The sequence below is a fragment of the Clostridium zhoujianii genome (assembly GCF_051590805.1).
Classification (GTDB): Bacteria; Bacillota; Clostridia; order Clostridiales; family Clostridiaceae; genus Clostridium.
Genome location: NZ_JBPUTF010000001.1, coordinates 355,980 through 373,481 on the forward strand (window position 1 = coordinate 355,980; position 17,502 = coordinate 373,481).

The 17,502-nt window shown below is 28.3% G+C and carries 18 protein-coding genes; 12 read left to right on the forward strand and 6 right to left on the reverse strand.

All coding sequences use genetic code 11. The features are described from left to right. The first annotated feature begins 17 nt into the window (after positions 1-17). The 8 genes from menA to ACSYT2_RS01800 all read left to right on the forward strand — a co-directional run bounded on the left by menA (position 18) and on the right by ACSYT2_RS01800 (position 7,931). Positions 18-971, forward strand: a complete 954-nt coding sequence (gene menA / locus ACSYT2_RS01765; RefSeq protein ID WP_430857076.1) for a 1,4-dihydroxy-2-naphthoate polyprenyltransferase — start codon at positions 18-20, stop codon at positions 969-971. Positions 972-1,187: 216 nt separating this feature from the next. Then, on the forward strand, positions 1,188-2,339 hold the full coding sequence (locus ACSYT2_RS01770; protein ID WP_430857077.1) for a sensor histidine kinase: 1,152 nt from the start codon (positions 1,188-1,190) through the stop codon (positions 2,337-2,339). Between the two features lies 1 nt (position 2,340). After that, positions 2,341-2,985, forward strand: a complete 645-nt coding sequence (locus tag ACSYT2_RS01775) for a response regulator transcription factor (protein WP_430857078.1) — start codon at positions 2,341-2,343, stop codon at positions 2,983-2,985. A gap of 95 nt (positions 2,986-3,080) precedes the next feature. Further along, complete coding sequence (locus ACSYT2_RS01780) at positions 3,081-4,016, forward strand: ABC transporter ATP-binding protein (protein WP_438383020.1); 936 nt, start codon at positions 3,081-3,083, stop codon at positions 4,014-4,016. A gap of 10 nt (positions 4,017-4,026) precedes the next feature. Continuing rightward, positions 4,027-5,115, forward strand: coding sequence for an ABC transporter permease (locus ACSYT2_RS01785; RefSeq protein ID WP_438383021.1), 1,089 nt, complete (start codon positions 4,027-4,029; stop codon positions 5,113-5,115). Further along, positions 5,106-6,167: an ABC transporter permease gene (locus ACSYT2_RS01790; protein WP_438383023.1), complete on the forward strand. Its 1,062-nt coding sequence runs from the start codon at positions 5,106-5,108 to the stop codon at positions 6,165-6,167. Before ACSYT2_RS01785 ends, ACSYT2_RS01790 begins: the two co-directional genes overlap by 10 nt. Positions 6,168-6,548: 381 nt before the next feature. Beyond that, on the forward strand, positions 6,549-7,253 hold the full coding sequence (locus ACSYT2_RS01795) for a hypothetical protein (RefSeq protein ID WP_430857082.1): 705 nt from the start codon (positions 6,549-6,551) through the stop codon (positions 7,251-7,253). 117 nt (positions 7,254-7,370) lie between these two features. Further along, a complete protein-coding gene (locus ACSYT2_RS01800; protein WP_430857083.1) occupies positions 7,371-7,931 on the forward strand; it encodes a beta-class carbonic anhydrase in 561 nt (186 codons plus the stop codon). Positions 7,932-8,007: 76 nt separating this feature from the next. On the opposite strand, the gene ACSYT2_RS01805 is transcribed toward ACSYT2_RS01800, so the two are convergent. After that, positions 8,008-10,365 (reverse strand): SA1320 family protein, encoded by a 2,358-nt coding sequence (locus ACSYT2_RS01805; RefSeq protein ID WP_438383025.1) that lies wholly within the window; start codon positions 10,363-10,365, stop codon positions 8,008-8,010. Between the two features lie 4 nt (positions 10,366-10,369). Beyond that, positions 10,370-11,110 (reverse strand): Csa1 family protein, encoded by a 741-nt coding sequence (locus ACSYT2_RS01810; protein ID WP_438383026.1) that lies wholly within the window; start codon positions 11,108-11,110, stop codon positions 10,370-10,372. 256 nt (positions 11,111-11,366) lie between these two features. On the opposite strand from ACSYT2_RS01810, the gene ACSYT2_RS01815 reads away from it, so the two are divergent. Genes ACSYT2_RS01815 through ACSYT2_RS01825 form a run of 3 tightly spaced genes read left to right on the forward strand, consistent with a single transcriptional unit; the run spans position 11,367 to position 14,407 of the window. Beyond that, entirely contained in the window at positions 11,367-12,443 is a 1,077-nt protein-coding gene (locus ACSYT2_RS01815; protein ID WP_430857086.1) for an ABC transporter permease, read from the forward strand. A gap of 3 nt (positions 12,444-12,446) precedes the next feature. Next, a complete protein-coding gene (locus tag ACSYT2_RS01820) occupies positions 12,447-13,736 on the forward strand; it encodes an ABC transporter permease (RefSeq protein ID WP_438383028.1) in 1,290 nt (429 codons plus the stop codon). Positions 13,737-13,738: 2 nt separating this feature from the next. Continuing rightward, positions 13,739-14,407 (forward strand): ABC transporter ATP-binding protein, encoded by a 669-nt coding sequence (locus ACSYT2_RS01825; RefSeq protein ID WP_430857088.1) that lies wholly within the window; start codon positions 13,739-13,741, stop codon positions 14,405-14,407. A 15-nt stretch (positions 14,408-14,422) separates the two neighbouring features. Here the strand turns inward: ACSYT2_RS01825 and ACSYT2_RS01830 are convergent, their stop codons facing one another. Then, the gene (locus tag ACSYT2_RS01830) at positions 14,423-15,166 is read right to left on the reverse strand and encodes an FAD-binding oxidoreductase (RefSeq protein ID WP_438383031.1); all 744 of its coding nucleotides are present in this window, start codon (positions 15,164-15,166) and stop codon (positions 14,423-14,425) included. Positions 15,167-15,424: 258 nt separating this feature from the next. Between ACSYT2_RS01830 and ACSYT2_RS01835 the strand changes: the two genes are divergently transcribed. After that, entirely contained in the window at positions 15,425-15,586 is a 162-nt protein-coding gene (locus ACSYT2_RS01835) for a Spo0E family sporulation regulatory protein-aspartic acid phosphatase (RefSeq protein ID WP_430857090.1), read from the forward strand. A gap of 49 nt (positions 15,587-15,635) precedes the next feature. On the opposite strand, the gene ACSYT2_RS01840 is transcribed toward ACSYT2_RS01835, so the two are convergent. From ACSYT2_RS01840 to ACSYT2_RS01850, 3 genes are read right to left on the reverse strand one after another with little or no spacing between them, the layout of a single operon-like run. Then, the gene (locus tag ACSYT2_RS01840; RefSeq protein ID WP_430857091.1) at positions 15,636-16,427 is read right to left on the reverse strand and encodes an ABC transporter permease; all 792 of its coding nucleotides are present in this window, start codon (positions 16,425-16,427) and stop codon (positions 15,636-15,638) included. Further along, positions 16,421-17,122, reverse strand: a complete 702-nt coding sequence (locus tag ACSYT2_RS01845) for an ABC transporter ATP-binding protein (protein WP_438383033.1) — start codon at positions 17,120-17,122, stop codon at positions 16,421-16,423. Before ACSYT2_RS01845 ends, ACSYT2_RS01840 begins: the two co-directional genes overlap by 7 nt. Continuing rightward, positions 17,122-17,490 carry a GntR family transcriptional regulator gene (locus ACSYT2_RS01850; RefSeq protein ID WP_430857093.1) on the reverse strand — a complete coding sequence of 123 codons (369 nt, stop codon included), beginning with the start codon at positions 17,488-17,490 and terminating at the stop codon, positions 17,122-17,124. The genes ACSYT2_RS01845 and ACSYT2_RS01850 overlap by 1 nt, the downstream gene beginning before the upstream one ends. Positions 17,491-17,502: the final 12 nt, after the last annotated feature.

The window sequence follows — 17,502 nt, forward strand, 5'->3', positions numbered from 1 at the left end:
TATATAAGGAGATACAAATGAAAATAGGGAGTTTTTTTAAGTTAGTAGAAATACAAACTAAAGTAGCAAGTGTTATTCCATATTTACTTGGAACAGTATTTGCTCTTTATAAATATGATGATTTCAAAATTACAAATGCAATATTATTATTTTCAAGTATGCTTATTTTTGATATGACAACAACAGCAATAAATAATTATATTGATTATAAGAAAGCTGTAAAGAAAGAAGGCTTTGGTTATGAAGAGCATAATGCAATAGTTAAGGATAGCTTGAATCCTAATATGGTAAAAGGATTAATTATTAGTATGCTAGTTATATCAAGCCTACTTGGAATATTATTATTCTTAAATACAGATATTATAGTACTTTTAATAGGAATGATTTGTTTTGCTATTGGTGTGGCATATTCTTTTGGACCAATACCAATTTCAAGAACTCCCTTTGGTGAGATATTCTCAGGGTTTACAATGGGATTCTTTATAACATTCTTAGCTATTTACGTACATGTTTTTGATGAGAATATTATTACTCTAGGATTAACAGATGGTAGGTTAAATCTAGGAATAAACTTAGCTGTTATAGTTTCATTAGTTATTGTTACAATACCAGCAATTATGGGAATAGCAAATATTATGTTAGCTAATAATATTTGCGATATAGATGATGACTTCGAGAATAGAAGATTTACCCTTCCACAATATATTGGAAAGGATAATGCTTTATTAGTATTTAAATGGCTTTATTATATTGGTTTTATTGCAATTATTATAGGGGTAGTAGCTAGAGTATTACCTATAACTTCAATTTTAGCTTTAGTTGCAATTAAGCCTGTTAATGAGAATATTAAGAAGTTCTTTGAGGTACAAACTAAAAAGGATACCTTTGTTTTAGCTGTTAAGAATTTTGTTTTAACTAATATTATTTATATAGGGACAATAATTCTTGGAGTAATACTAGGACTTGTGTAATAAATTAAATAGAAGAAAGAGAAATCCCTTAAATATCTAAGGGACTTTATCAGCAAATTGGAAAATAGAGGGTAGTATAATACTCTCTATTTTTTTACTTATTCAAGTTAAATTTGTAAGGCAATACAATTAAATGGTAAAATATCAAGAGTGATAAAAATATAAAATGAAATGGTATTGGTAAATGATGAAATACTTAATTAATAGGAGAATATAATGAGAAAAAGCAAGGAATTATTGGGGATTAGATATATATCCTATATAATTTTAATATTTCAAATCCTTTCTATGCAAGAGAGTAGAAGATTAATAGGAGTAGCCTTAATTTTATGTATTATTATAAATAATAACATAAGGATATTTTATATTAAGAATGAAAAGGCTATTATTTTATCAGTGTTAATAGAAATATTAGTATGTACTATTGTTCATTATTTTGTAGGGGGAGAAATATTATTATATTTAATTGGAACTATTATAGATAGCTTTACGTTAAATAAAAAAGTTATGAGATATATAAGTATAAGTATTATAACAGTGATATATTTTATAAGTAGCAATATTTTCAACTTTGAAGAATCAATAAGAAATATACCTATATTAATTGGATTCTACATACTATTAAATTATATTGAGAGATTAAATAGAAGTAAATTAGAGGCACAAAGCCTTTATGATAAACTAAGAGTATCAGAGGAAAAGCTTATTGAAGCTAATAATGATCTTGAAAGTTGTCTAGACTCTATAGAGGAGTTAACCTTAGTTAAGGAAAGAAACAGAATTTCAAGGGAAATTCATGATAGTGTTGGACATGCATTATCTACAGCTATGATTCAGCTATCAGCTATGGAAGCTATAGGTAAAAAGGAAGAAAGTTCACTAGGAAAAATGGCTGGTAACCTAAGAGCCTTTATTAATGAGAGTCTTCAAGATGTTAGAAGGGCAGTAAAGGAACTAAAGCCAGATGAATATGATAATTATCAGGGAATTTTAAGACTTCAAGAAGTTTGTAAGAATTTTGAAAAGTTATCAGGAATAATAGTAAACTTAACAGTTTCAAAAGGAGAATGGAATTTATCTACTAAGCAGGTAAGCCACTTATATAGAATAACCCAGGAAGTATTATCAAACTCTCTAAGGCATGGTAAGGCTACTAAGGAAAATATAATTATGAACTTTACAGAGGAGGACTTTGTTATTTCCTTTAAGGATAATGGAGAAGGTACAAAGGAAATAAATGAGACTGGTTTAGGTTTAAAAAGCATTAGGGAGAGAACTGCTGAATTAAATGGGCTGGTAGATATGAAATCAAGTCTTGGGGAAGGTTTTTTTATAAAGATTACAATTCCAAGGGAGAAGGAGATATAGGATGGATAAAATAAAACTTCTTATTGTAGATGATGAAAAGCTAATAAGAGAGGGCTTGAAATTAATGCTTTCAACCTTTGATGATATTCATATAGTTGGAACTGCAGAGAATGGATATGTAGCTCTTGATATCTGTAAGAATAATGAAGTTGATATAGTTCTTATGGATATAAGAATGAAGGATTGTGATGGGGTAATGGGGACAAGACTAATTAAGGAGCAGTTTGCTAAAGTTAAGGTATTAATTCTTACAACCTTTAAAGATAAAGAATATATACAAGAAGCTTTAAAATATGGTGCCTTTGGATATATGCTAAAGGATAGTTCTCATGATGTAATATATGAGGGAATAAAAACAGCATATAAAGGAAATATGGTTGTTCATCCTGAGGTGGCAACAAAAATTCTAGAGGATAGTAATTATAAAGAGAAGAAGTCAGAGATAAATAAATTTAATCTTTCAGAAAAGGAAATAAAGATTATTGAGGCTATTGCAGAAGGCTTAAGCAATAAGCAAATATCAGAGGAACTTTTCCTTTCTGAGGGAACAATAAAGAATAATATTACTAATATATTATCTAAATTAGAACTTAGAGATAGAACACAAATAGCAATTTTTGCATTTAAAAATGGAATAGTGACTTAAGTCATTCTATGTAGTGACTTCAAGTAATGGTTAACCCTCCTAGGTTGTCGTATTATAATATCATAATACAAGATAGACCTTAGGAGGGATTTTTAATGGGGATAATTAAAATAGAAAATGTTACAAAGAGATTTAATGATAAGTTAGTTTTAGATAATGTAAGTTATGAAGTTAAAGAGGGTGAAATATTTGGATTTATAGGACCTAATGGTGCTGGTAAATCAACATTAATAAATATAATGACAAGCTTACTGGTACCAGATAGCGGGAAAATAATTATAAATGGATTTGATATAGCGAAAGAACCAATTAAAGCAAAGAAGTCTATGGGCTATGTACCTCAGGATTTAGCCTTAATGGAGAATTTAAGTGCTTATGATAACCTTGAATTTTTTGGTTCACTTTATGGTCTTAAAGGAAGCTTACTAAAGGAAAGAATTACTGAAGCATTAGAAGTAACAGGCCTTGAGGATAGAAGAAGAGAAAAGGTTAAAAAATTCTCTGGAGGGATGAAGAGAAGATTAAATATAGCAGCTGCAATAATGCACCATCCAAAGATACTTATAATGGATGAGCCAACAGTAGGTGTAGATCCACAATCAAGGAATCATATATTTACTTTTACAAAAAAGATTTGTAAGGAATGGGGCACTACAGTTATTTATACTTCTCATTATATGGAAGAGGTAGAGGAGCTATGTGAAAGAGTCTTTATAATGGATTTAGGGAAAGAGGTTGCATATGGTAGTAAAGATGAAGTTAAAACTTCTGTTTTTCCAAATAATAAAGTTGTAATATCAACTGCAGGGGTAAAGGCTGAGACTTTAGTGAAATTTAAGGAAGTTATGGGGGTTAATAAAGTAGTAGAGGTCAAAGGTGAAATCGGATTTACAATAGATAGTAGCTTTAAATTAGGAGATGCTTTAAATTTACTAGAAAAGGATGGAATTAATATTAGGAAAATAAGCTATGAAGAAGCAAAGCTTGAAGATGTATTTTTAGCGTTGACAGGAAAAACTTTAAGGGATTAGGGTGATTGATATGAGATTATTAATATATATTAAAATTAAGTTGAAGAGGATGTTTAAAGGTGGCTTAGTAACTTTAGCGTATTTTCTGATATTTCCAATAATATTAGCAGGGTTCACTGGGTTTATTCAGGAAAATATGCATACTAATCCACTAAAGCTTAAGGTATTAGATATTAATATAGTAGATGAAGATGATACGAATATGTCTAAGTCACTTATAGAATTTTTAAAGAGTGATGACATGAAGGAATTTATTAATATAAAAGATGATGGAAAGGCAGATATTATTATTCCTAAAGGCTATGAAAGTAGTTTACTATCAATGAATAAAAATAATATAGTTATAAAGGAAAAAGGCGAAGGGGAGGCAGTTATAAATACATTAAAAGTTATTTTAGATAATTATCATCAAGGTATTTATATTAATATAGCTGGTGGTTCTCAAGAAGATTTAATTAGCCTAACCCAAATGACTACGATTGAGAGCAATATTATAGATGAAGTAAAAGAAGTAAGTAGCTATGAGAGAATGGCTTCATTAATGATAGGATTTGTTATAACTATGATGATTTATATGTTGATACAATCTAATTATGAGGATTTATCAAAAAATATAGATAAGAAGGTACTATCAACTCCAATAAATAGGACAAGAATATTTGAATATGAATTTATTATATTGTTAATTTACTCTACAATAATTATTTCAGCATATGTTTTATTTTTTAGGATTCTAGGAATAGCCTTTAAGGGTGAGATTTTAGGGCTTAGTCTATTAATATTTACAAGTGCTATTTTAGTTACATCTTTAAGTTCCTGCATTAAGAGTTTCTTTGGAGAGAAGTACGGAAAAATAGTAGGTTTAGTAATTTTCATGTTACCTATTATAGGAATGGAAATGTTTACTGGAAGTGGAACCGTATTTGCTGAATTAGCACCTACTCACTATATTTCAAAAGCCTTTTCAGCTTATTGCTTAAATGGAAATTTGATTGGTGTTGAAAAAGAAGTCTTTTGGATAATAGCAATATCAATAGGGATTTTTATAATTACCTTAATAAAAGAAATGAAGAGTAAGGAGGTAAAGTCATGGGTTTAGTTCAATTAACAATAGTAAATATAAAAAGATATGCAAAAAATCCAATGATTTTATTAATGTCATTTGTGTTACCAGTGATTATGTTAGTTGGAATGATTGGAACTGAAGGATCTAAACCAACTATAGGTATAATAGATAAAGATAATAGTGAGTATTCTGAAAAAATTATAGAAGATTTAAAAGTTGATTATAAAGTTTATTATTATACTGGTGAAATTGAAAGTAACTATAAAGAAATAAGGGATAAAAATGTAGGAGCAATATATGTTATTGATAAGGGCTTTGAGGATGATATTAAAAGTGGTAGAGTTCCAATTATAGAATCCTATAAAAGTGAAGAAGTAGCTGGATCAATGCTTGCAGAAAAAATTATTGATAAATTTATAAAGGGTGAGCTTGAAGAAGGGATTGAAGAGGGATTAAGTAGTAAGTATATTGAAACTACTATTGAAAAAGATGAGAAATCCGATAATGGAGAATATTTAATTTCATTACTGATGATTTGTTACTTTATGGTTATTGGTGGATCAATTATTACAGAGGATATGATTAAATTAAAGGTACAAAAGGTGCTAAAACGTGCAATATCAACTTCAAATTCAGATAAAGAAATTTTAGGGGGAATGTTTATGGCAGCTTTCTTTATTCAAGGGGTATTAAGTTCACTTGCATTTATAGTAACAAGTAAGATTTTAAAGGTACCTAATATAAATATTCCACAAAGTATTTTAGTAATAGGATTATGTAGCTTATTTACAACAGCTTTAGTAGTTTTAGTTACAAGATATATAAAAAATGCAAATTTTGCAACTTTGTTAGTTGTGTTAATAGGTTTAGTATACTTTACATTAGCAATAGTAAACATGAATTTAGGGATGTTTGAGAATATTCCAAGTTTAGTAACAAAATTAGGTATATTATCACCATTTTACTGGATGATTGAGATAATCAATAATGGTAGAGTTCTGCCAGCTATAGTAATAATATCATTAATTTCATTAGTATTCTTTACAGCTGGAAGCTTTAAGCTAAGAGAGTTTGTAAAGGAATAATATATAGGAGTAATATAGGAGAACTTTAATTTGATTTAAATAAGAACAAAGACTAGTTGAGAAATATGATAGTCTTTGTTCTTATTATATTATTAAAGGTGTTCAAAAAAAGAAGTTGATTATCTTAAGAGGTAATATTATAGATAATCATAGAATGAATATGAAAATATACTATATTAATATATATCTTTAGAATAAATATCAAATTGTTAATATTTAGGCTATAAGGATATTAAGTATTAATCATTTGGTGAGATAAATACTAAAACATTGAAATGAGTTCTTTTAAATATAAGACTATAAATTTATATTTATGAAAGATAAGCTATAATATGGAAGATAGGTCAAAAATAAAGTATTTATTAATTTTAGGGGGTTAATATGCTTAAAGAAAAGAATAGAGCTATATTATTAATAGGTATTATAGTAATTACATTTATAGTTACAGTTATTTACGTTAAAGAGAAGCAAAAGGTGATTGTAGAGAGAAAGAACTATATTAAAGCGAAAGATGAATTCATAGAATATATGGGAAGTAATGGAGAGTTAGAAAGTATTGTTACTAAGTATTACAGGGTTAATAAAAATGACTTTGTAGAGATTAGTTCAGATAATGAAAATAATATTGATTTTATAGTTAGTTATGGACTTATTAAAGAGGATACTAACAATAAAATAATTATTGGTTATGAATGGCTTACTAGAGAAAGAATTAATTCTTATTCTTTATCATACTCAATTCAACCAGATAAAGTAAAAGAAGTGAATAATTTCAGAAGAGACTATTACGAACGTGAAAAGATAAAGGACAAGTGGAAGTTGAAAAGTTCAGCTGAGAATGAAGGGTTTGAGACATATAAGAATAGTATTTATATTTTTGAGAATTATAGGAACGAGAAGAAGCTTTATAATAAAAAAGATATTATTACTATTGATATGGGAGAGTCTATTATTGATGATAGTACAATACAATTTGCTTATTCTACATATGGTAATATAAAGTATAAAGTGAATGAGATTAAAAATGAAGTTGATTATTTAACAGATGATAGTATAAGTAAAATAAGTATAAAAGTTAATGAATAGAAAAATAATTTTTTTATGAAAAAGAATATTATTTTCAATTAAAACTATATACAAGCTACAAAAAAAGTTGTAAAATACTTGAAAGACTATTTTAGTAGTAAAAGAGGGGGCACATTAATGAGTAAATTAGAAGAGATATTGGAGTTCAATAGTCGTTTTGTAGAAAATAAGGAATATGAGCAGTATGCAACATCAAAGAATCCAAATAAGAAAATACTTATTTTATCTTGCATGGATACTAGACTTACAGACCTTTTACCAAAGGCTTTAAACATAAAAAATGGTGATGCAAAGATTGTTAAAAATGCAGGGGCAGCAGTTATGCATCCTTTTGGTAGTATAATAAGAAGTATTATTGTTGCAATTTATGAGTTTAATGCAGATGAGATTTTTGTTATTGGACATCATGGCTGTGGTATGTGTAATTTAAATACAGATGACTTATTAGCTAAGATAGTTGATAGAGGGGTATCAGAAAAATCAATAGAAACCCTTTATAATAGTGGAATTGACGTTAAACAGTGGCTTCATGGTTTTGGTTCGGTAGAAGAATCAATTCAGGATAGTGTTAATATGATAAAGAAACATCCTCTAATGCCAGAAGGTATTTCAATTCACGGACTTGTAATAGATCCAGCAACTGGGAAGCTGGATGTTGTTATTAATGGATATGAATAAAGGGTAAGCTTATAATTAGCAGTCTGCACTAGAGGGCATATGATTAAGATGCAATATGTGCAGACTACTTACCTTACTAACTAGATTTCGAATTTTCACCAAAGCAGTCATTTAGCATTAAAGTAAAATACTCTAGTGACTTAACTAGTGACTGTAATTGAGTTTGATAACTTTTTAAAGAATTTCCCTTATACTCAAGCTCTATAACTTCATCAACTCTTGTTATTTCCTTCATCATTCTTTCAATTCTTGCAGATATTAAAATCTGAGCTTCTACAATAGAATTTAATTCAATAGAATCATATACAGCTTTTTCAATAATAAATTTAAAATAATTTTTCAAATCATGAAGTTGTGAATTATATAGGTCTAATAAATAAAGAGCATCAGAGAGGGAATCTAAAACTGGAACTATATATCTTTTAGAATCTTCAATACAACTACTTATATTAGATGGAAAGAAATTAGAGAGAATCCCATGACTTGTATTTACTTCAGTTGTTTCGTATTGATTATAACCAGATAAGTTTGTGTTAAAGTGTTTTGAAGTTACATTTCCATTCATCCTAGAATCCAGGCTATTAACTGAGTTTATGAAATCCTCCAGCGAATTATAAATACTTTTCAATTTATTCTGTGTTCTACTAATCAAATTATTAAAATCGGAAACAATATTCCGAGATAAATTTATTGCTGCTGATTCAACTTGCAAATCATATGCTTCAATAACATCTTTAACATCATCGAATATATTATTTTCTTCTAAGTAAGCCTTGTAGGAGTTAGGAAGGTTTTTAACTTCATATTTTCCACTAATAATTCCTTGTGAAATACTATTACCAAGCCAATTATCCATATCAGAAAAGTTTTCAGCTAGCCCTTTTGACAGTTCAGCAGTATTTAAAATTTGTTTTTTTAATTCAGCCACATTTTTTTCTTCAACTTCTAATACTTCTGAAATTGAATTAACAATACCATCATTTTTAACTGAACGCAATCCTGTACCTTTAAATACCTCTTCTGTTTTACTTAAAAAACCATTAGTGACATTAATAAAAGCTTTTCCTATGGCTGAAATTGTATCAAATCTATAGACTTGAGGGGTAGAGGTGTACATTGAATAAGAAGTAAATTCACCTGTTGTAGTTATTTGATAATATAAAATGTCTGCAGATTTTTTTAAATCCTTAATCCAGTTAATTAAATTATATTCATCAAATTCTTCACCATCTAAAAACCAGCGTCTGCCACCACTTGAACCCCATCTATCAAGTTTTCTTGTTACATTATAGGTATTAAATTCACTTAATAGTTTTAGTGTATTTTTATTAGTGCCTTTTACTAACTTACCATGAGAATTATCTATTCTACTTAGTAGTTTCGTTAAGCTAGCTTCATTTAGTCCCTCAACTACCTTACTACATAAAGTATCTTCTCGTTGAGTTTTATCACTTTTAATCCTGTTATTTTTATCCATGCATAAACCTATAGCTTGATTTATCCACTCTATATCATTATTGACCATATTATTTTCCAGGTTTTCTTTTAAATTATAGAATGCATTAGGATCAATATTAATAGTGGTACCATTTCCACTATATAATCCGCTTCTTCCAAAAAGGTTTTTTACTATTAAGCTTTCAGGTGTTAGGGATAAATCAGATTTTCCATCTCCATCAAAGTCAAGAGATAGAACTGTACTTCTATCTATTTTATTTGCTAAAAGTATTTCAGATATATACTTTTCTGTTTCATTTTCCATGAAAAATTTCAAATCATGTCCTGCATCATTATGGATTAAGTATTCATCTCCAAGATAAAATCCATTTGCAGAATCAGATAAACTATTTAACCAATCCTCATCACTTACAAATCTAGTGATTCTACCATTATAATTTTCCATTATACTATTAATTAAACTAGCAGTTCCTGTTAAGTGTGCAGTAGGTAATACATATAAGGGAGCACCATTGAAGGTTGTTATAAAAGGTATATCATTTTTAATTCCAATATACACGCATAATGCGCCACCTAGTGAATGACCAGTAGATTCTGTTATATTGTAACCTTTTCCTTTAAGGCTATTAATAAATTTATTTGCCTCCTTCATATAAGGGGAATCATTATTTATTCCTGTAATGGCAAGCCCTACTGCATCTGTAAGTATATCCTTTGAACTTTCGGAAATCCCATTATCAAGGTTTGTTCCAGCGAAACCAACTATTGTTTCGCCAGTTTTTGTATCTAAAAATGCACATCCGCTTGAGCCAAAGGTTTCATCCCAATATACATCTATCAGCTCAAGGTTTTTAGGGAAATCATTACGCTCTTTTAAATCAACAATTTCTTTCTTTATATCATTTAAACTATATCCTTTATAAAGCCAGATTTCTATTTGATAGCTTATATTAGCGATAGAGGTTGTATTCTCCATAGGTCTATTCACCTTCTATTAAATTATTAAAATCACCACTGCCTTTAAAGCTCAAAGAAGAAGTAAAATAATTATTGTGATTATCATCTAAATAAATTTCTAAAGACACTCTGCTTGTTGTATTCCAAGGTATGCCATCTCCTGCTAAAGTCATATTTATATTATTTGTATCAATTGGCAGGTCAGGATATATTTCTTTGATTTTTTGAATATTTTTATCTTTATCACCTAATTTATAAGTTATATCATATACAGGTACTTCACCATTATAAATAGTTTTAGATTCTAACTTTTCTAAATAGCTTCTATCTAAAGAAATATAGTCGAAGATCATTTTAAATTTAGCTAGCTCTTCTTTAACTGATGATTCAATAGTTTGATCTACAAATTTAATACCATCTTTATCATAGTAAATAGGGTATTCTGCCTTTTCTATAATCTTATTAATATCATTAGTATCATGAATAGTTTTTAGGAAATTACCTTTTGCTTCTCTTGTATTTTTATTAAAATTTATTGTGACTCCTGTTGTTTGCCATCCTTTTTCAACTGTTGAATGATTAAATGAAGAGACTATCCATGTCCCTAAATCACCTTCTTCTAAGTTTGAAGGATTACCGTCTTTGTCATATAAAAAATTTAAGTTATTAGAGGGAAACATAGTAATAAAATCACTGACTTTATCTAAGATTTCTTTGTTTTTTTGCTGAGTAAACTTATCTGCGCATCCTACAAACTGACTCATAATTAACAGCCCTCCTATTAATAATAGTTTTCTTATTTTTTTTCTTCTAATAAATATTTTCAACAGCTCCTTTTTAGGAAGATAATAGGAATATTATACCATATATCCATTTTATGTTAATAGGATTATTGTATTAATTTATAGAAATATGATGATGAGTAGTAAGGGGAATTTATCCATATTATTCTTAATTTGTAACATTTTAATATATGTGTTTTAATATATTTATATTATAGATTAAGGAGGACATCTCGTAATGAAAGAAAATACTAAGAAGAAATCGAGCTTCTCAAATCTTTTTTTCTTATTTGCTTTTACTGCTGCCTTTCTAGCTTTTTCAATGGGCTATTCTGCTCTAAATTCACAACAAGAAAAGTTAAAAAAATATGATGGAGAAACAAATAAAGTAATTCTGCTCACAAGTAATGGAGTAACAGGTGATGACATAAATAGAATATTAAATGATAAAAAAATTACTATACAACTTAGATATGGTTTAAATGATAAGCTGAATGATAATATGTGGTACGAGATAACAACAGAAATAAAAAGTGATAGTTTTACAAGAGTTGGAGATTTAAGGTATGGTAATTATCTAAGTAATGAAGATTATAATGGCGACAAAAATATAGGAGTATTTTCAAATAGATTAACCAAAAGTAAAAACTTTACAGTGAGGAATGACACTCTATTGGTACCTGTAGAGATAGATATTACTGAAAAGGCTAGAACCTTTGATACTGAAGCTTATATAGATATCCCAAACAAATTGTTTTATAAGCTTACTGGAAGTAATTATGTTGATAATGGACAAATTCCTATAGTCATAAGTGGTGATAAAAGTGAAATAGATTCATCTATAAATTTACTTAAAAGTTTTGTTCTAGAAAAAAATAATGAAGCACTAGTTGATATTAAAAATTATACAGTACAAGATATAGAAAGCGAGAGTACCCTTATGTTTCAAAGTTCTTTTTTAATACTTGTAATCACAGTAGTAAATTCAATTTCTATTGCTTATTTATGGGTCCAAGATAATAAGAAGGATTTAGCTATAAGAAAAGTATGTGGAGCAGGTAACATAGAACTTCTAAAAATATTCTTTGGGAAATTAATTTTAATTGCATTAGTAGCTGTTACAACATCATTAGTAATTCAATTTATTATAGGACAAGTATTTAAAGGGATGTTCTTAAACTTAGATATTAGGTTGAGTTTAAGTAATATATTTATTTCCTTAATAGCTTCAGTTGGGGTTTCACTAATATCAAGTATTCCGGCACTTGTATATATAAATAAGGTTCAACCAATTGAAATTTTAAAGGAGGGATAGAAGATGTTAAATGCTTTTAAATCTATAAAAAGGCTACGAATGATTGCTTTTCTAATTATTTTTCAATTGGCCTTAGGACTATCATTACTTAACAATGTAATACTTCAAAGTAAGGGGGCAGTAGATAAAAAAACTGCTTTTAATAATATGTTTAACGCTAAAAATACTTATGTTGTTAGAATTCGTGAAGCTGATGAGCAATTAGATAAAAGAACCCAAGATGAATGGATTAAAAATCAACAAAAACTATCTGATGATTTATATAATTTAAAAGGTAATGGAGTTATTACTAATGTATATAGTTGTTTTAATTCACCTATGATGCTGAATAGTTTAATTGAAACTTATTCTAATAAATCAGATAAATTACAACCACAAGATCAACCTAAACTATATTCAGCTTTAGAAGTAGATAAAAACTTTATAGACAGATATACATTTAGTGTAGATGAAGGAAGAACTATAATAAAAGAAGATTTTAATTTAGATTATAAAACTCAAAATATTCCTATCTTATTAGGATCTGATTACAAAAAAGATTTTAAAGTAGGAGATGTACTTAATCAAACTGAATGTATAGGGTATACAGATGATACTATGGACTTAGTTGATGCAAATTATGAAGTAGTTGGTTTCTTAAAAAAAGATTCTGTATTTAGCTTTTTTACAAAGAATAGTTTTTTTGATTCTGTAACTTTTTCAAATAGTATGATAGTTAAACCTGCAAACTATTTCTTTTATTCTAGTAGTTTTGTCGCTTTGAACGATGTTGGGCTGTTCTTAGAGGTAAATGAAGGTACCACTACAGAAGATGTTAATAGAATTGTTGAAGAGATTACTAATAAAGTCGAAAAAGATACAGGTTTGAAGCATATATCTGGCACTATATTCTTAAAAGACCAAGTTGGAGATGTAAATGAAAAACTCCAAAATGATGTTAATGTAAAGCTACTTTTAGGTATAGTTCTTACGATTTTATCTGTTATAGGAATTACAACTACAATATTAGGTGAATTTAAGGAAAGGCGTAAGGAATTTGGAACTAGACTTGCAATTGGGGCTAGTACTAAAGATTTATGCAAGGAGCTAGTATATGAAATATTAATAATGGTATCAATAGCTGTTATAATATCAAATATTTATCTGAAACTTACATTAGGAGTATATAAGTTATCTCCAATAATACTAATTATAAACATAGTAATTATCCTTATATTTACTTTGATTATATCACTACTTCCTATTGTAGTTCTTAGAAAATACAATGTTATAGATCTTTTAAAGGAGGATTAAAAATGAATATAATTTCTTTGAAAAATATAAGCAAAATTTATGGGAAAGGTAATGGTGAAACTAGGGCTCTTAAGAATATAAATCTTAATATAGAAAAGGGAGAAATGATTGCAATAATGGGACCATCTGGCTCGGGGAAAACAACTCTTTTAAATATTATTGGGCTTTTAGATATTCAAACAGAGGGAGAATATATTTTAAATGGTAGAGAAGTTAAAGAGCTTAAAGTAGACAAACTAGCTAAAATAAGAAATAAAGAACTTGGTTTTGTTTTTCAAAACTTTAACCTTCTTTATCAGTATAGCACCTTATATAATGTAGAAATGCCTATAACTTATTCAAAGGATAAAAAGAATATGAAAGAACGTGGGATGAAAGTATTAAGTGATGTAGGATTAAAAGAATATAAAGATAAAACTCCAAATGAATTATCAGGTGGCCAAAAACAAAGGGTTGCAATAGCAAGAGCACTTGTAAATAATCCTGAAATTATTTTAGCAGATGAGCCTACAGGAGCTTTAGATAAGAATACAGGTATTGATATATTAAATTTATTAAAAAGCATAAATAAAGAAGGAAGAACGGTTATTATTGTTACTCATGATATAAATATTGCTAATGAATGTGATAGAATAATAAATATTATTGATGGACAAATAAGCGTGGCATAGCCACGCTTTTTTCAATTAAAAGAATTCGTAATTAATTTTTTCCTTTGGAACACCTAGTTCTAATAATGAGTTTTCAACACCCTTCATAAATGGAGGTGGTCCACAGAAATAGAACTCAGCATTTAATGGAACATTATCCTTAAGCCAATCTTTATTTACAAAGCCTTTGCAATCATAGTTAACCCCTTCAGTATCTGTATCTAAAGGATCAGCATAGAAGATAGTATTTTTAATCCCTCTAGTATCTACTATAGCTTCTATATCCTTTTTGAAAGGATGTATATATGAGTTTTGTAGTGCTTGAACAAAGTGGATATTATTTCTTGTTTGTGATTCTGAATATAGCATTGATAGTAAAGGAGTTATTCCTATACCACCTGATAATAAAACTATAGGTTCAGTTTTTGGAGTATCCTTAGCTACAAATAATCCAGTAGGAATCATTGCTTGTATAGAATCTCCTACATTTAGGTTATCATGAAGGTAAGAACTAATTAATCCACCTTCAATTTTCTTTACACTTATTCTATACATATCTTCATTAGGAAGTATAGATAAGCTATATGTTCTTATAACATCTTTATATTTTGGATCCGCTGTCTTTATTTTAAAAGGTAAAAATTGTCCTGGCTTATGCTTAACAAGTTTACCTCCATCTTTTGATTTAAAGTAAAATGAAATAATACTTGGGCATTCTTCGATTTTATCCACTAAAACTAGTTCTCTAAAACCTGCCCAACTTCCGTTTATTACTGTCATAAATTTACCTCTCGCTTTCATATTTAAATTCTAACTAATAATAATTATTATATAATAAATCCAGAGAAAGTCAAGGAAAATATAGGGAAAGTAAGATAAAAATCTTGGATTTATAGGAATAATATATATTAAATTAATATTACTGCAAAACAATTGTAATAAAAAGTAATAAAATTAAAAAAAAGACTAGATTAATAAAAATAAGGACCAAAGTCATACCTTTTCATTGTTATCATTATTATGAGGGGAGGGGATAATGTGAGAGAGATTAAAGAAGTTAGTAAAAAGATAGAAGAATTAAGAGAAGAACTACAAAGATTAATAGATGAAAAAACTTCTTTAGTTAATGATGAAATCCTTGTAGTGAGTAGAAGACTTGATGAAGCTTTAAATGAGTATAATGACTTAATTAAAAAATAATAATGGAATAAAGCCCTCCTTATAGCTATAGCTAAGGGAGGGCAAAGTTTTATTCTAAGTTTAATTTATTTTTAGTTATATAATTACAGGTTATAAAGTAAGCAACTCCTAAAACAATGTTTCCAATATTAACTAGAAGTAATACCAAGTTTACCAAATTAATTGGATCCATAGTATTAACAACTCCAATAAATGGAGTAGCACATACTGCTGCTAAGGTTTGTGATACCATACTTAAAACTATATAAGCACCAAAGGAACAAAGAATCTTTCTTTTATTAAATAAATGTCCTAAAGATATTGATGCATATACCATTAAAATTGCAGAAGCGTAGGAAATAAGCAATAAAAGTATTACTTGTATAATAATTAAATAGCCACTCATTCCAGCTTGGGTATATAGATCACTAAATACCATAGGAATATCCTTAAATAGTTCAGTTAATACTCCTTTTTCATATGCCATAATTAGAACTGATACTATAGCTACAAAAACACTTGCAATAGACCAAACAATTGCAACTATAAGTTTAGAAGCTATATTTTGCCAAGTTTTAACTGGAAGGGTATTCATTAAATAACCTTCATCCCCAAGTAGATTTTTATAATATCTTTGTGCAGTTATGAAAAATGTTACTACAAAGATAGCTACCATTGTTGCGATATACATAATCATACTTAAAACTCTAGGCAACTCACCTAAGAAAGAGGGAGTTTCAGATGTCAAAATATCTCCCATAAATAACTTATTAATAAAAGAGAAGGCAATTAACACTATATATAGTGGAAATAATAATCTCCCTGTTGCTTTAAATTCATATTTTAATAACTTTCTTAACATTTAAATACCTCCCTAAATAAGGCATCAACGCTCTTGCCATTTTCTTCTCTAATTTCATCAACACTTTTAGATAGATAGATTTCTCCATAAGAGATGAAAACAACATCATCTAAAACTTTTTCAATATCAGAAATAAGATGAGTAGATATTATTACTGTAGCATTCTCATTATAATTAGTAATTATTGTGTTTAATATATAATCTCTAGCTGCTGGGTCAACTCCTGCTATAGGTTCATCTAGTAAGTAAAGATCAGCTTCTCTACTCATAACAAGTATAAGTTGAACCTTTTCTTTAGTACCTTTAGATAAAGTTTTTAGTCTATCATTAGCACTTATATCTAATTTTTCTAGCATATCATAAGCTCTATCTGCTTTGAAGTCACTGTAGAAGTCTGAAAAGAAATTAATAAGATCAGAAACCTTCATCCAGTCATTTAAATAAGTTCTTTCTGGTAGGTAGGAAACTATTTTTTTAGTTTCAACTCCTGGAGCCTTCCCATCTATTAAAATTTCCCCACTTGTTGGAGTTAGTAGGCCGTTGGCAAGTTTTATTAAAGTACTTTTACCACTTCCATTTGGACCTAGTAAGCCTACTATTCTTCCACGCTTAATATTTAAGTTGATTCCTTTTAATGCTTTTTTCCCCCCATAACTTTTAACTAGATTATTACATTCTAGTATAGTCTCGCTCATTATTTAGCCCCCTTTATAACATCATCAATTGCTTTGATAATATCTTCCTTTTCGTATCCTATTTTTTGCATTTTATCTAGAAACTCTTTAATTTCATCCTTTGCTAAATTATACTGAATTTCCTTAATCATATTACTATCCTCCGTAATAAATCTACCACTTGTTCTAACACTAAAAACTAATCCTTTTCGTTCAAGTTCTGTAAGTGCCTTTTGCATAGTGTTTGGATTAACTGAAGCATCGCTTGCTAAATCCCTTACAGAAGGCAACTTTTCCCCGATTTTATATTCACCTGCAAGTATTTTTAGTGTGATTTGATCCATAAGCTGAGTATAAATAGGTCTATCGTCTTTAAATTCCCATGACATAACTTCACTTCC

Bases quoted from the DNA above. Each gene is read 5' to 3' on its own strand.
- menA (WP_430857076.1), top strand. From the start codon at position 18: ATGAAAATAGGGAGTTTTTTTAAGTTAGTAGAAATACAAACTAAAGTA.
- ACSYT2_RS01770 (WP_430857077.1), top strand. From the start codon at position 1,188: ATGAGAAAAAGCAAGGAATTATTGGGGATTAGATATATATCCTATATA.
- ACSYT2_RS01775 (WP_430857078.1), top strand. From the start codon at position 2,341: ATGGATAAAATAAAACTTCTTATTGTAGATGATGAAAAGCTAATAAGA.
- ACSYT2_RS01780 (WP_438383020.1), top strand. From the start codon at position 3,081: ATGGGGATAATTAAAATAGAAAATGTTACAAAGAGATTTAATGATAAG.
- ACSYT2_RS01785 (WP_438383021.1), top strand. From the start codon at position 4,027: ATGAGATTATTAATATATATTAAAATTAAGTTGAAGAGGATGTTTAAA.
- ACSYT2_RS01790 (WP_438383023.1), top strand. From the start codon at position 5,106: ATGGGTTTAGTTCAATTAACAATAGTAAATATAAAAAGATATGCAAAA.
- ACSYT2_RS01795 (WP_430857082.1), top strand. From the start codon at position 6,549: ATGCTTAAAGAAAAGAATAGAGCTATATTATTAATAGGTATTATAGTA.
- ACSYT2_RS01800 (WP_430857083.1), top strand. From the start codon at position 7,371: ATGAGTAAATTAGAAGAGATATTGGAGTTCAATAGTCGTTTTGTAGAA.
- ACSYT2_RS01805 (WP_438383025.1), bottom strand. From the start codon at position 10,365: ATGGAGAATACAACCTCTATCGCTAATATAAGCTATCAAATAGAAATC.
- ACSYT2_RS01810 (WP_438383026.1), bottom strand. From the start codon at position 11,110: ATGAGTCAGTTTGTAGGATGCGCAGATAAGTTTACTCAGCAAAAAAAC.
- ACSYT2_RS01815 (WP_430857086.1), top strand. From the start codon at position 11,367: ATGAAAGAAAATACTAAGAAGAAATCGAGCTTCTCAAATCTTTTTTTC.
- ACSYT2_RS01820 (WP_438383028.1), top strand. From the start codon at position 12,447: ATGTTAAATGCTTTTAAATCTATAAAAAGGCTACGAATGATTGCTTTT.
- ACSYT2_RS01825 (WP_430857088.1), top strand. From the start codon at position 13,739: ATGAATATAATTTCTTTGAAAAATATAAGCAAAATTTATGGGAAAGGT.
- ACSYT2_RS01830 (WP_438383031.1), bottom strand. From the start codon at position 15,166: ATGACAGTAATAAACGGAAGTTGGGCAGGTTTTAGAGAACTAGTTTTA.
- ACSYT2_RS01840 (WP_430857091.1), bottom strand. From the start codon at position 16,427: ATGTTAAGAAAGTTATTAAAATATGAATTTAAAGCAACAGGGAGATTA.
- ACSYT2_RS01845 (WP_438383033.1), bottom strand. From the start codon at position 17,122: ATGAGCGAGACTATACTAGAATGTAATAATCTAGTTAAAAGTTATGGG.
- ACSYT2_RS01850 (WP_430857093.1), bottom strand. From the start codon at position 17,490: ATGTCATGGGAATTTAAAGACGATAGACCTATTTATACTCAGCTTATG.